This window comes from Tessaracoccus bendigoensis DSM 12906, assembly GCF_900141915.1.
Taxonomy (GTDB): Bacteria; Actinomycetota; Actinomycetes; order Propionibacteriales; family Propionibacteriaceae; genus Arachnia; species Arachnia bendigoensis.
This window is the reverse complement of the sequence record NZ_FQZG01000005.1, coordinates 27,629-40,659: the sequence shown is the minus strand read 5'-3', so window position 1 is coordinate 40,659 and position 13,031 is coordinate 27,629. Positions and strand designations below refer to the sequence as shown.

General features: G+C 68.3%; 10 protein-coding genes. 7 read left to right on the top strand and 3 right to left on the bottom strand.

The features are described 5' to 3' along the window. The first annotated feature begins 18 nt into the window (after positions 1-18). Positions 19-945 (top strand): methylenetetrahydrofolate reductase, encoded by a 927-nt coding sequence (locus tag BUC15_RS01280; protein ID WP_073185689.1) that lies wholly within the window; start codon positions 19-21, stop codon positions 943-945. On the opposite strand, the gene BUC15_RS01275 is transcribed toward BUC15_RS01280, so the two are convergent. Further along, positions 921-3,116 carry a HelD family protein gene (locus tag BUC15_RS01275; RefSeq protein WP_073185688.1) on the bottom strand — a complete coding sequence of 732 codons (2,196 nt, stop codon included), beginning with the start codon at positions 3,114-3,116 and terminating at the stop codon, positions 921-923. The genes BUC15_RS01280 and BUC15_RS01275 overlap by 25 nt on opposite strands. Positions 3,117-3,810: 694 nt before the next feature. Here BUC15_RS01275 and BUC15_RS01270 point away from each other — a divergent pair. Beyond that, positions 3,811-4,605, top strand: a complete 795-nt coding sequence (locus BUC15_RS01270) for a DsbA family protein (RefSeq protein ID WP_084189263.1) — start codon at positions 3,811-3,813, stop codon at positions 4,603-4,605. After that, on the top strand, positions 4,605-5,429 hold the full coding sequence (locus tag BUC15_RS01265) for a cytochrome c biogenesis CcdA family protein (RefSeq protein ID WP_073185684.1): 825 nt from the start codon (positions 4,605-4,607) through the stop codon (positions 5,427-5,429). Before BUC15_RS01270 ends, BUC15_RS01265 begins: the two co-directional genes overlap by 1 nt. Before the next feature lie 98 nt (positions 5,430-5,527). Here BUC15_RS01265 and BUC15_RS01260 read toward each other — a convergent pair whose 3' ends face one another. Then, the gene (locus BUC15_RS01260; protein WP_073185682.1) at positions 5,528-6,466 is read right to left on the bottom strand and encodes a phytoene desaturase family protein; all 939 of its coding nucleotides are present in this window, start codon (positions 6,464-6,466) and stop codon (positions 5,528-5,530) included. A gap of 207 nt (positions 6,467-6,673) precedes the next feature. Here BUC15_RS01260 and BUC15_RS18950 point away from each other — a divergent pair, with 207 nt between their 5' ends. Genes BUC15_RS18950 through dinB form a run of 4 tightly spaced genes read left to right on the top strand, consistent with a single transcriptional unit; the run spans position 6,674 to position 12,387 of the window. Continuing rightward, a complete protein-coding gene (locus BUC15_RS18950) occupies positions 6,674-7,018 on the top strand; it encodes a DUF6504 family protein (protein WP_342741706.1) in 345 nt (114 codons plus the stop codon). Further along, positions 7,018-7,380 carry an SAV_6107 family HEPN domain-containing protein gene (locus tag BUC15_RS01255; protein WP_084189262.1) on the top strand — a complete coding sequence of 121 codons (363 nt, stop codon included), beginning with the start codon at positions 7,018-7,020 and terminating at the stop codon, positions 7,378-7,380. The genes BUC15_RS18950 and BUC15_RS01255 overlap by 1 nt, the downstream gene beginning before the upstream one ends. Beyond that, on the top strand, positions 7,380-11,195 hold the full coding sequence (locus tag BUC15_RS01250) for a DNA polymerase III subunit alpha (protein ID WP_073185680.1): 3,816 nt from the start codon (positions 7,380-7,382) through the stop codon (positions 11,193-11,195). The genes BUC15_RS01255 and BUC15_RS01250 overlap by 1 nt, the downstream gene beginning before the upstream one ends. A gap of 4 nt (positions 11,196-11,199) precedes the next feature. After that, complete coding sequence (gene dinB / locus BUC15_RS01245; protein WP_245787846.1) at positions 11,200-12,387, top strand: DNA polymerase IV; 1,188 nt, start codon at positions 11,200-11,202, stop codon at positions 12,385-12,387. Between the two features lie 233 nt (positions 12,388-12,620). Here the strand turns inward: dinB and BUC15_RS01240 are convergent, their stop codons facing one another. Further along, complete coding sequence (locus BUC15_RS01240; RefSeq protein WP_073185678.1) at positions 12,621-13,016, bottom strand: DUF3040 domain-containing protein; 396 nt, start codon at positions 13,014-13,016, stop codon at positions 12,621-12,623. Positions 13,017-13,031 lie beyond the last annotated feature (15 nt).

Sequence of the window (13,031 nt, the reverse complement as noted above, 5' to 3'; positions counted from 1 at the left end):
ATTCCCTATTGTGGGGGCATGCTTCATCCCGATTCACGCTCCGGGACCGTCGCCGAGTTGCTCGGTTCGGCCCAAGGGCCCCTCTTCTCGTTCGAGTTCTTCCCCCCACGCTCCGAGGAGGATGAGCCGATCCTGTGGCGCGCCGTCGACGCGCTGTCGCCGTTGGCGCCCGACTTCGTGTCGGTCACCTACGGTGCCAACGGATCGCGGCGCGATCGCACGATCAGGGCCACGAGACGGATCGCGGCCTCGGGCGGTCCTCTGACGGTTGGGCATCTGACGTGCGTCGACCAGTCGAAGGCCGAGATCGCTGCCGCATTGGACGCCTACCGTGAGGTGGGGGTCACCAACATCCTGGCGATCCGTGGCGACATGCCGGGTGGTGGCGACTGGGTGCCGCACCCCGACGGGCTTCGCAACGCGACGCATCTGGTCCGCTTCATCAAGGAGCAAGGCGATTTCTGCGTCGGTGTGGCCGCGTTCCCCAACCCCCATGAGGCGAACAACGATCCGGAACTTGATGCCGCGATCCTCGAGGACAAGGTCGAGGCAGGGGCGCAGTTCGCCATCTCGCAGTTGTTCTTCGACGCTGAGCGCTACGCAGAACTGCTGGACAGGATGCACGGGCGCGGCTGCCACGTCCCGATCATCCCTGGCATCATGCCGCTGACCGTGATCACTCAGATCGAACGCTTCGCGGACCTTTCGGGTCGGCCCCTGCCAGCCGACTTCGTCGCGCGGCTGCGTGCCGCCGGGTCGAAGGAGGAGGTACGGGAGATCGGGCTGGGAGCAGCCCTCCAGATGTGCCGCGACCTGCTCGCCGCGGGTGCGCCCGGTCTGCAGTTCTTCACGCAGAACCGGTCGAAGGCGACCCGTGAGGTGCTTGCGCAACTCAAGGACGAGATGGAGGCTGAGGCCACTCAGTCCAGCAGGCCGCGCCACTGACTGGTCTCGACGTCGAGCGTCACCAGCCGTTGCGTGGCCCTGGTGAGGGCCACGTAGAGGACGCGCGCCCCGCCGGGTGCCTCGGCGACGATCTCGTCCGGGGAGACGACCACCACGCCGTCGTACTCGAGGCCCTTCGCCTGAAGGGCGGTGACCACGATCAGCCGGTCCTCGAACTCACGGAGCCGCTCGTCGCCCAGCACCAGCAACTGGATATCCCGTAGCCGGGAAGGCGGAGTGATGATTCCGATCGTGCCGTTTACGGTGCCGGCCAGATCCAACAGGATCTTGCGAAGCGCCCCGGGCAGCCCCGCGGAGTCGGTGCCGGTGAGCAGTGGTTCGATGCCGGTGGAGCGGACGGCCCGGGGCAGTTCGGCGTCCGGATAGACCTTGGTGATGACCCGGGCGGCCAGGTCGAACACCTCGCTCGGGGAGCGGTAGTTGGTCGAGAGGGTGAACGTGCGGCGTTTCGCCCTCCCGATCAGCTCGTCCAGCGCACTGGTCGTCTGGTCCTGGAATGGATACGAACTCTGGGCCGGGTCGCCGACGATGGTCCACGACGACTGCGGCCCGCGGCGTCGCAGCATCCGCCACTGCATCGGGGTGACGTCCTGGCCTTCGTCGACGAGGATGTGTGCGTAGGTCGACTGGGGATCCTCCGCCGGGTCCTTGCTGCGTTCGAGGCGCAGCAGGTCGGCGGTGGTCAGCACCTCGGCGACCTCGCCTTCGGCGAAAAGGTCGAGTTCCCGGTCCTTCTCGTCGGGCACCGGTCCGAGGATGTGGACGAGTTCGTCCAGGAGTGCGATGTCGGCGATCGACCAGCCGCGCCCAGTGTCCGCGTCGGACTCGGAGCCGCGCAGCCACGCGTAGGACCCGGAGAGCGATTCCCGTTGCTGCGGCGTGAACTGCGTCGCTAGCCGGTGGGTGAGTCGGGGGTCTGAGAGCCGCGCCAGAACCCTGGTCGCGCTGAGCGCTGGCCACCAGGAGGCCATGAAGCGGGTGAGGCTCGGGTGCTCCCTGACCTGTTCGTCGAGCTCCACGGGCGAGATCTCGACATCCTCGGGGAGCTTTGCCTTGAGCGCGGACACCACCAGGTTGAACGCCAGGTCGTGACCCCGGTTCAGCTTCGTCTGGCTCAGCACCTGGTCTCGGATCCTGGCCAGGGCGTCGGCGTCGAGGGTGAGGACCTCTCCCTTGACCGTGACCCGCACCCGAAGTGCCTCCGGGTGGTCATTGAGCGGCGTGCGAACCAGGGCGCCCAGCAGCTTCACCATGGCGAGGCTGCCTTTGACGGTGGCGGCCTCGGCGTTGTCCATCCGCTCGCTCGACATGCCCAAGGTGTCGCTGGCGACGCTGCCGATCGCCTTCAAGGTCACCGATTCCTCACCGAGGCTGGGCAGCACCCGCTCGATGTAGTTCATGAACACGTTCGTGGGGCCGACGACCAGCACTCCGCCGCGTTCGAGCCGCGCACGGTTGGTGTAGAGGAGGTAAGCGGCACGGTGCAGCGCTACGACCGTCTTTCCGGTGCCTGGGCCGCCCGCGATGATCGTCACACCCTGGTAGGGGGCTCGGATTGCCTCGTCCTGCTCCGCCTGGATGGTGGCGACGATGTCGCGCATCGTGCGGCCGCGGGCACGCGTGAGGGAAGCCATCAGGGCTCCCTCGCCGATGATGGGGAGGTTCGTCGCCCTGGTCGAATCCAGCAGGTCGTCCTCAAGGCCGATGACCTTGTCGTCGCGGCAGCGCAGCACACGACGGCGGATCGCACCCATCGGTGCGGTGGGGGTGGCACGGTAGAAGGGTTCGGCGGCGGGCGCCCGCCAGTCGATCACGAGGGGTTCGTAGTCGCGGTCGCGCACGCCGATGCGCCCGATGTAGCGCGCATCGTCGTCGGCCAGGTCGATGCGGCCGAACACCAGCCCCTCGTGCTCGGCGTCGAGGATCGCGAGTCGTCTGGCCGCCTGATAGGCGAATGCGTCGCGCTCGAACAGTGCGGTGCTGTCCTCCTCCCGCGTCCAACTGGTGCGGTCGGAGACGTAGATCTCACGCCCGGATTCGGCCAGTGACTTTGCGCTGGCGGTTGCCACGTTGAGGTTGTCGTAAACCCGGTCCACGTGGGCCTGTTCCAGGGCGATCTCGCGATTCAGGTCAGCGCGCGAATTACTCAAAACCACTCATCCTCGGTTGAGACAGACAGTCAAGCTTACTACTTCTCGGTGAACGCCCGGAACCGGTCCCTTTTGAAAGTGGGGGCGATACCGAGGTCGTCTGGGCGCTTGGCTCGCGCTGGGGTCATGCCCGCTTCCAGCCTCCGGCCGCCCTCAGCCTCCGGTCGCTCCCAGTTCGCGCTCGTGTCCGAGCCTCCGGTCGCTCCCAGTTCGCGCTCGTGTCCGGGCCTCCGGTCGCTCCCAGTTCGCGCTCGTGTCCGGGCCTCCGGTCGCCTCGCGAAAATCGGCCAGTGGTCGATTCTGGTGTGTCTGGCGCTGAGTATCGGCCAGTGCTTGTCGGGTGAGGGGGCTTGCGGGCCTCGCCCGCCTCGCGAAAATCGGCCAGTGGTCGATTCTGGTGTGTCTGGCGCTGAGTATCGGCCAGTGGTCGATTTTCGGAGGGCCTCGTGCGGTTGGATCTCCCCGCCCGGCACATCCTCGCCGGTGACAGCGTTTGAAACCACCCACCCAGGCGTCGGGGTCTGTCGAGCCGTGCACGATCCCAGTTCCATGGTCGGCTCGCTGCGCCCTCTGACGGGGGGACATCCGACGACCGGGTCTCCGGTTGCCCGCGCACACCGGAACGACGGGCACCTGCCCATGTAGACCCCGGTTTGGGGCGGCGTCAGGCGGTAGGGCAGAGTGGGAGGAAACAATGCCTAGCCAGATTGAGTTGATTCCCATGCCCACCGCACCCGCGAACACCACCAGGAACGGGTACAAGGTCGCGATCGTCGCACTGCTCGCGCTGGTCGTCGTCCTCATCGGGGTGATTGCACAGCTGCAGAGGGGTTCCTCGCAGGCCGATCCGGGTGCCAAGGACAACTCGAGCGAACCGGCCGCCGTCATCGATACCTCGGCGGCCAAGTCGGCCGAGCAGTTGGAGCAGGAACGCTTCTTTCTTGAGGACCTGCCGCGGCGCCAGGAGGGCGATCCGCTGGCGATGGGGCGAACCGACGCCAAGGTGGTCCTGACGGAGTGGGCCGACTACCGCTGCCCCTTCTGCTCGGTGTTCGCGGAGGAGACCCTCCCGTACCTGCAACCCCTCATCGACGACGGCACGCTGCGCGTCGAGTTCCGTGACCTCGCGATCTTCGGTGACGAATCCATCAAGGCCGCCACGGCGGCACGTGCCGCGGGCGTGCAGGGCAAGTTCTTCGAGTTCGCGCACGAGCTATACGTTGCGCTGCCCAACGACGGGCACCCGGATGTCCCCGACGAACTGGTGCTGGGCATCGTCGCCGACCTCGGGCTCGACGTCGACCGGTTCAAGCAGGACTGGGCCGACCCCGTTCATGCGGAGGCAGTCGAGGCCGACTCCCAGGAGGCGCAGGGCTTCGGGCTGAGCTCGACGCCGTCCTTCGTGGTCGGCTCGCAGTTCCTGTCAGGTGCCCAGCCACTTGAGTATTTTCAGCAGTTGATCGAGCAGCAGGCCGCGCTGCAAGGCTGATGTTGATCGGTTACGCCGGGGCGTTCCTCGGCGGCGTCGCGGCGATCCTCAGCCCGTGCGCCGCGCTCCTTCTGCCTGCCTTCTTTGCCTACGCCTTCGACGGCAACCGCGCCCGGCTGCTCGGCCGGACGGCCCTGTTCTATCTTGGTCTGCTGCTCACCCTGGTGCCGCTCGGCCTGGGCGCGGGGGCACTCGGGTCGCTGGTGACGGTGCACCGTCAGACGCTGTCGCTGGTTGGTGGCTCGATCCTGATCGTGTTCGGGCTGGTCACCGCGCTCGGGATCCGGCTCCCGGTGCCGGGGCTGCGGCAACGCGGCGACCCGCGCTCGGCGCTCGGCGCGGTGTTGCTCGGGGCGACCTACGGGCTCGCGGGCGCCTGCACGGGGCCCCTTCTCGGCGCCGTCCTGACCGTCGCCGCGACCGGCGGCAGCCCGCTCTACGGTGCTCTGCTACTGGCCGCTTTCGGGGCTGGCATGGTCGTGCCTCTGTTGGCACTTTCCCTGCTGTGGGACCGGCTCAGCTTGGGGGAGCGGCTGAAGCCCCGTCCGCTAAGGGTCGGCCCGTTCAGCACGTCGGTGGTCGGGATGGTCGCGGGCCTGCTGTTCGTCGCCGTCGGGTTGTTGTTCCTGCTCACCGACGCGACCTCCGGGATGGGCGGCCTGCTCGGCGCGACCGGGCAGTACCGGCTGGAAGGTTGGTTGAGGGAGGTCGGTGCGGCGGTGCCGGACACCCTGGTGATCGGGATCGTCGCCGTCGCCGTCGGGCTCATTGCGTGGCGTTGGTTGTCGCGTCCGAAGGTGGGGCCTGGGTCGGGTGGGCGTTGAGCACTATCCCGGACTCGATCCGCGACACGCCGTAACTGGGCGTCAAATCGGCAAACGAACCCGGAATAGTGCTCAAAGTCTCACCTGCGCCGAGCGCGTCAGGCGAGCCGGGGCAGCTTGAAGGCGACGTTGGTGGGGCGGCAGTCCTCGCCGGTCAGCCGCTCGTGCAACTCGTAGACCGCAAGCGCCGCGCTGCCCAACTCGGCCCAGGGGGCCGGGCCGGCCGGTGAACAGGCCGAGGCGCGCACGACGCCGTCAGAACCGACGATCGGGACCCGCGTCAACCAGTCCTCCGCGCTGACGGCACGCAGCGGCCGGTCGGGCAGGGTCGCGTCCAGGTCGGGGGAGCTTTCGCACCGCTCGACCAGCCTGACGCCACGCTCCTCGATACGGCGGGCCAGCAGGTCGAGCAGCAGCGAGCCGGGCAGCGCACCGCCATCCCCGTCGACCAACCGCCAACGCCCGAACCTGCGTTCGGCGCTCAGCGAGAGCGCTTCGACGGCGGGTGCGGCGGGCGACCCGCCCGCCTCGAGCACGATGGGCGCCAGACGGTCGTCGACCCGCTCTGCCAACTGCCCGACGGTGACGTCGAGCCACAGCGCGGCGCGGTCCCGGGCATCGGCCACCGGGGCGATGCCCTCGAGGGCGTGGCGGCGGTACGCGTGCCACAGGTCATCCAGGTCGTCGACCAGAGCGCGCCAGCGGGCTGCCTCGGCCTCGCCGAACCGTTCGGCGACCGCGCGGTACTGGGCACCTCGCTCGCCCGGCAGGAGGAGGGTCGACCCGTCCGCCAGGACGTATTCGCGCGGCAAGGCCTCGACCAACTCGACGTGGACGCGGTTCAGTTCAGCCTGCAGGTGGCCGCCGGACTTCTTGAACACGTCCCGCCAAGCGGCCGGGACGGCGATCACGTCGGGGAGCGCCCCCGCCCCTCCTACCTGGTCGCCGTCGGTGACGAGGGTCACTTCGTGGCCCAACCTCGCCAACCGTGCGGCGGCCGCGACGCCCGCCAGCGTGGCCCCCCGGATGATCAGCATGGCGCCAAGGATAGGGCTTGACGTCTTGTCGGAGGGAAGGCATATAGTGGTTCTTGTCCGAACGCCTGTTCGATTAGTTCGGAAGCTCTGGTTTGAACAGGCATTTCGGTGGTGGGCCGCCCCGGCCCGGCGTGGATTCGACCCCTGCGCCGGTCCGGGGCTCACGGTCCACCCGTCGCGGCCGACCCGCCGCGGCGCACGGGTCGAATGAGCAGTTTTCAAAGTAGTCGGACGATCTCGGAGGCCACCGTGCGCACCTATGACGAACCCATCCACGTGCTCTTCACCGAAGAGCCACGCCAGTTCATCTGGCGCGACCGGCTGCTGCTGGTCAAGGAGATCCAGGGCCGCTGGAGCCGCGCCACACCCTGGTGGTCGGGGAGTCAGGCCCGCGCACTGCGCGGAGATGCCGTCGACGATGTCGAGCCCGATCCGCTGGCCGAACGAGAAGTGTGGCGTGTCGAGGCCGGCAACGGCAGGCAGCGCGGGGTCTACGAACTGGCCCGCACCGTCAACGCCGAAGACTGGGTGCTCCAGGCGGTGCTCGACTGATGATCGACCTCACCTACAGCCGACGGCTGATTTTGGAGGCCGAATTGGCTGAGCCTCCCGCAGCCCGCTTCGTCGGCGCCTACCAGTCGGCCCAACAGGCGGCTCTCGCGGTGATCGCGGCGGCTCCCGGCCGGGCGCGGGGGCGCTCCGACGTCTGGAGGCTGCTCACCTCGGCTGCCCCCGAACTCGCCGAGTGGGCCGACTTCTTCTCGGCCGTGGCGCCGACGGTGGCCGCGGTGCAGGCCGGTGCCCTCGTCTCCGAACGTGGCGCCGCCGATCTGATCCGTGATGCCCAGGGCTTCATGGGTGATGCCGTCGGCTGGCTGCGTAGACGCGAGGAAATCCTGGCGGAGGCCGGGTAATGGAGCCGTTCACGCACCTCAGGGTCGCCTCCGGCTATTCCTTCCAGTACGGCGCCTCCCACCCGGGTGAGTTGGTGGCCGAGGCGCTAGCGCACGGCATGGACTCGCTGGCGATCACCGACCGCGGCGGCCTCTACGGCGCCGTCCGGTTCGCGAAGTCGTGCCTACGGACCGGAATCGCGCCCATCGTCGGCGTCGACCTCGCCGTCCGGCCGGACGGGTGGCGCACCGCGCGTCGCCCGGCCGCGGCCCGCGGGGGCCAGCTGCGCGACGAACGGCTGCCCCGCGCCGTCGTGTTGGCCTCCTCGCGTGCGGGGTGGGGGGTGCTGTGTGCCCTGATCACCGCCGCCCAGTTGAACGGTGAACGCTCCGACCCGGTGGTCACGCTTGAAACCATCGCGCAGCACTGCGCAGGCCGCGACGCGTTCGTCCTGCTCGGCGCGGATTCCGAGGTCGGCGGGCTCGTGTCGGCCGGTCGACCCGACGACGCGAGGAGCGCAGTCCGCCGGTGGCGCTCCGAGTTGGGGCCCGGCCTGGTACTGGCCGCCACCAACCAGCACACCGGCGGCCGCGGCCCCGCCTCAGCCCACCAGGCCGGCGGCATCATCCACCTGGCCGACGCGATGGGGGTGCCGGTGGTGCTGACCAACATGGTGCGGATGGCCAAGCGAGGCCAGGGCGCCACCGTCGACGTGCTCGACGCGGCGCGCCGCCTCGTGCCGCTCGACGTGCGAAACATCGACCGGCGTAACGCCGAGGGCCACCTCAAATCGGGCGAAGCCATGCGCGTCGCAGCAGCAGAAGCGGCACGGCTGGCGGGACGACCCGACGCCGATTCCCTGCTGCGCGACACCCGCGGCCTCGCGCTGCGCTGTCGGCTCGATCCGATCGGCGACATCGGGCTGGGTGAGATCCGGCTGCCGGAGTTCGAAACGCTCGGCACCACGCCCGAGGCGGCGCCGTCGGTGCTGCGGGCCCGCTGCGAGGCGGGTGTCTCCGAGCGCTACGCGTCCCCCGGCCGCGAGGTGTTCGACCGGCTCGACGAAGAACTGGCCGTGATCGGCAGGCTTGGGTTCGAGTCGTATTTCCTCACCGTCGCCGATGTCGTCGGCCTCATCCGGGGCCTGGGTATCCGTTGCGCCGCCCGCGGCTCTGGCGCGGGTAGCCTGGTCAACTACGCGCTCGGCGTCTCAGGGGTCGACCCGATCCGCTACGGCCTCATCATGGAGCGCTTCCTCTCCCCGCTCAGGCAGGCGTTGCCCGACATCGATCTGGACGTCGAATCGGCCCGCCGCACCGAGGTCTACGACAAGATTCTGGCGACCTTCGGCGGGCAGCGGGTCGCCTGCGTCGCCATGATCGAGACGTACCGGGTCCGCCATGCCGTCCGCGACGTCGGCGCCGCGCTCAGCCTGCCCCCCGTAGAGATCGACGCGATGGCCAAGGCGTTTCCGCACATCCGGGCCCGTGATGCCCGCGCCGCGCTGCGCGACCTGCCCGAACTGCGTGCCGCTGGGCTGGGGGAGCAGCGCCTCGAACTGCTGTTCGGTCTGGTCGAGTCGCTCGACGGGTTGCCTCGTCATATCGCGTTGCACCCCTGCGGCGTCATTCTGAGCGACTCGTCGCTCGGGCAGCGCACCCCCCTGGAAGCCAGCTTCAGCGGGTATCCGATGAGCCAGTTCGACAAGGACGACGTGGAAGACCTCGGTCTGCTGAAGCTCGACGTGCTCGGCATCCGGATGCAGTCGGCGATGGCACATGCGTTGGGTGAGATCGGCCGAACCGGGGCCGAGGGCCCAACCCCGGACATCGACGCGCTCGCTCCGTTCGACGACGCGGCCGTCTACGACATGATCGCGCACCGCGCCACGCTCGGCTGCTTCCAGATCGAGTCGCCCGGCCAGCGGGAACTGGTCGGCAAGTTCGGGCCCGAGAACTTCCACGACCTGATCGTCGACATCTCCTTGTTCCGACCCGGGCCGGTCAAATCCGACATGGTCACCCCGTTCCTTGAAGGTCGACAAGGCTGGACGCAGCCCAGCTATCTGCACGAGAGCCTCATCCCGGCGCTCGAGCAGACCTACGGGGTGGTCGTCTTCCACGAACAGCTCATCGAGATCATCGCCACCGTCACAGGATGCAGCCTCGCACAGGGTGACGAGGTGCGCCGCGCGCTGGGTGACCGTGACGGCCAGGCCAGGGTGAAGGACTGGTTCGCACGTAAGGCGGACGAACGGGGCTATGCCGAGCCTCTGGTCGAACAGATCTGGTTCATCCTCGAATCGTTCGCCTCCTTCGGGTTCTGCAAGGCACACGCGGCGGCCTTCGCGCTACCCACCTACCAGTCGGCCTGGCTGAAGCGTCATTACCCGGCCCACTTCCTCTCCGGCATCCTGACGCACGACCCCGGCATGTATCCGAAGCGGCTGCTGCTGGAGGAAGCCAGGCGGATGGAGATCGCGGTGCTGGGGCTCGACGTCAACCGCAGCTCTGGCCAGTACCGTGCCGAACGGCTGGAAATGGACGAGGAAGAGCTGCGGCTGCCGGAACACTTCGCGATGGGGGCACCGTCGGCGACGGACGGGCTGCCGCACGTCGACGGCTGGGGCATCCGGTTGTCCCTGGCAGACGTGAAGGGCATTTCGGAGGCCGAGATTGAGCGGATCGTCGCGGGCGCACCGTTTGTTTCGCTCAGCGACTTCTGGGCAAGGGCCCGGGTGAGTGAGCCCGTCGTCGAGCGACTCATCCTCGCCGGGGCCTTCGACCGGATCTACGGCATCGGAGGAAGCACCTCCGTCGCCCGGCACGGCCGGGTGACCAGACGCGACCTGCTGCTCGCGCTCGCCGACCTGCACCGGGCGAGCAGGGCCGACGAACGGGTCGCGGCGCGCGCGAAGGGGCGCAGACGTCAGGTGTCGACGGACGACCCGGCCGACCTCGCCCGCGCCCAGAGCTGTCAGGTCGACCGTCGCGCGCTGGCCGTGCAGGTCGCGCTCGACTTCGAGGAGGACGGCGACGAACCGACCTCCGACGTCAGGGTCACCGGGCTGCCCGAAATGGACGACGAAGAACGACTCAAGGCCGAATTGGAGATCCTCGGGCTCGACGCCAGCCAGCACATCATGGGCCGCTACCTGCCGCTGCTGCGCGCGCTCGGTGCATCCAGTTCCCGGGTCCTGTTGCAGCACCGCAACCAGGCCGACGTGTTGGTCGCAGGAGTAAAGGTCGCGACGCAGACCCCACCGGTGCGTTCTGGGCGGCGTGTGATCTTCCTGACTCTCGATGACTCGACCGGCCCCGTCGACACCACCTTCTTCGAGGACGTGCAGGGGCCGTACGCATCCACCGTGTTCTCATCCTGGATGCTGCTGGTCCGGGGCAAGATCCGGCGTACCGGGCCGCGGGGTATCTCGATCCGCGCCACCGGAGCCTGGGATCTGGGCATCTTGGATGAGGCGTGGCGGGCCGCCCTAAACCAGGGTGCTACCGAGGATGAGGCCGTCGCGGACGTAACCGCGATCCTCGACGATGTGCCAGAAGGCTATTGTCTGGTCGGTGCCTGGAAGGAGCCGAGTCGGTCCGTTCAGGATCCTGCTGCCGAGCCGGAGGAGGGGGAGCCCGCACCCGAGGGTTTCGAGCCGCCACCAGACCCGCAGAACCACACCCGTGCAGGCGGAATGGGGCAGCGGCGAGTGCTGGTGCATGCCAGCGGTTTCAAACAGTCGCCCTACTCCGACATCAAGCCCGCTGGCACCGGAGCTGCGGAAGCACCGCGCAAGCTGTGGCACTCCAGCCCCGGGAGCGCAGGGAGGTGAGGCCGTGACGGTGATCGCACACGTGGACATGGACGCCTTCTACGCGTCGGTCGAGATGGCGCGCCACCCTGAACTGCGGGAAGTGCCCATGTTCGTCGGCGGTTCCAGCAGGGGGGTGGTGTTGTCGGCGAACTATCCGGCCAGACGGTTCGGGATCACCGCGGGCATGCCTTCGAGCAGGGCGCGGCGGTTGTGTCCCCAGGCGGCGGTGGTGACTCCGGATTTCGACCATTACTCAGCCGTCTCGGTGGGGGTCGCTGAGATCTTCGACACCATGACCGACCGGGTGGAGATGGCTTCCATCGACGAGGCGTTCATCGATCTGACCACGGCGCTGCGGCGCCTGGGCGGCGACCCGGTCGTGGTCGGGGAGGAGCTCCGGGCCCAGGTGATGGACGAGCAGGGCATCGCCTGCTCGGTCGGCATCGGCCCCAGCAAGTTCATCGCCAAGCTCGCCTCCAAGCAGGCCAAGCCCGACGGGCTCGTCAGGGTGCAGGAGGAGGAAGTCATCGCCTTCCTGCATCCGCTTCCGGTGGAGGCGATCTGGGGGGTGGGGGAGGCGACCGCCGGTAGGCTGCACCGGTTGGGTCTCACGACGGTTCGAGACCTCGCCAACACATCGAGACCTACGTTGCAGCGGGCACTCGGCGACGGGCAGGGTGCGCTGCTGTTCGACCTCGCCTGGGGTCGCGACGACCGTTCGGTGCTCGCGAAGGAGCCCTCAGAGCACAGTGTCGGATCGCAGGAGACCTTCAGCCGCGACACCGATGATCCGGCATTGGTGGTCACCGAGATCCTGCGGATGGCAGACCGCACTGCCGGCCGGATGCGGGCGCAGGAGATGGTCGGTAAGACCGTGACCCTTTCGGTAAGGTTCGCCGACTTCACGACGATCACCCGCACCGGGACGCTGAAGGCCTACACCGACCGCACCAACGACATCTACGCCGAGGCGCTCAGGCTGTTCGAGAAGCTTGGGCTGCAACGAGCCCGGATCCGACGGGTCGGGGTCCGGGCCGAGAAGCTGGTGCCGAAGTCGCAGACGTATCGGCAGCCCGTGCTGGATGAGCCGTCCCATGGTTGGGAGGACGCTGAGGAGGCGATCGACGCGGCGGTGCTTCGGTTCGGCCCGCAGGCGGTGCAGCGGGCTCGGTTGACGCGGCGTGGCGAGATGCTCACCGCTGCGGGGTGAAGCCACGTCAGCCTGACCGGATCTGGGGAGGGACCGATGGGAGGTGTCGGTGGCCTTGGTCGTCACCAGCAGTTTTCGCGGTTACCAGTGATATGTCTGGATACCTGCCGTATTTCGCTGGTGACGCGGCATTTCGTTGGTGTCGGGGACTTAGCGCTGGTATCGGGGACTTAGCGATGGTGTCGGGGACTTAGCGCTGGTAACGCCAGCGGGCCCAGACCGGCGAATCAGGTTCAGTTATCGCCGTCCTGGCGCCGACGCCAGCGTTCCTCCAACTTCTCCATGAAATCGCTGCCCGACGAGGGTGGCGGGTTCGGCTTCGGCGGGGCCGGGTGGGGCTTGCTCGGCTGGCCACCGTCGTCGCCGACCCTTCGCCACGAGTTGATGCCCAAGAGTGCGGCGGCCAACATGATGAGGAAGCCCACGACGCTGACCACCGGATGCACGGTCACGCCAGCCACGAGCACCACGACGCCGATGACGAAGCACAACCCGGCGAGCGCGGCTCGCCTGCGGTGCACGCGCACCTCGGTAGATCCGCTCAGTTTCTCGGCTAGACCAGGGTCGTCGGCCATAAGGGACGCCTCAAGCTGCTCCAGCAGCTTGCGCTCCTGCTCAGAAAGGGCCATCTCAACTCCCTCGGG

Coding starts and splice junctions, on each gene's coding strand:
- BUC15_RS01260 (WP_073185682.1), bottom strand. CDS start 6,466: ATGCTGATCATCCGGGGGGCCACGCTGGCGGGCGTCGCGGCCGCCGCA.
- BUC15_RS01240 (WP_073185678.1), bottom strand. CDS start 13,016: ATGGCCCTTTCTGAGCAGGAGCGCAAGCTGCTGGAGCAGCTTGAGGCG.
- BUC15_RS18950 (WP_342741706.1), top strand. CDS start 6,674: ATGAGCAGTTTTCAAAGTAGTCGGACGATCTCGGAGGCCACCGTGCGC.
- BUC15_RS01255 (WP_084189262.1), top strand. CDS start 7,018: ATGATCGACCTCACCTACAGCCGACGGCTGATTTTGGAGGCCGAATTG.
- BUC15_RS01280 (WP_073185689.1), top strand. CDS start 19: ATGCTTCATCCCGATTCACGCTCCGGGACCGTCGCCGAGTTGCTCGGT.
- BUC15_RS01270 (WP_084189263.1), top strand. CDS start 3,811: ATGCCTAGCCAGATTGAGTTGATTCCCATGCCCACCGCACCCGCGAAC.
- BUC15_RS01265 (WP_073185684.1), top strand. CDS start 4,605: ATGTTGATCGGTTACGCCGGGGCGTTCCTCGGCGGCGTCGCGGCGATC.
- BUC15_RS01250 (WP_073185680.1), top strand. CDS start 7,380: ATGGAGCCGTTCACGCACCTCAGGGTCGCCTCCGGCTATTCCTTCCAG.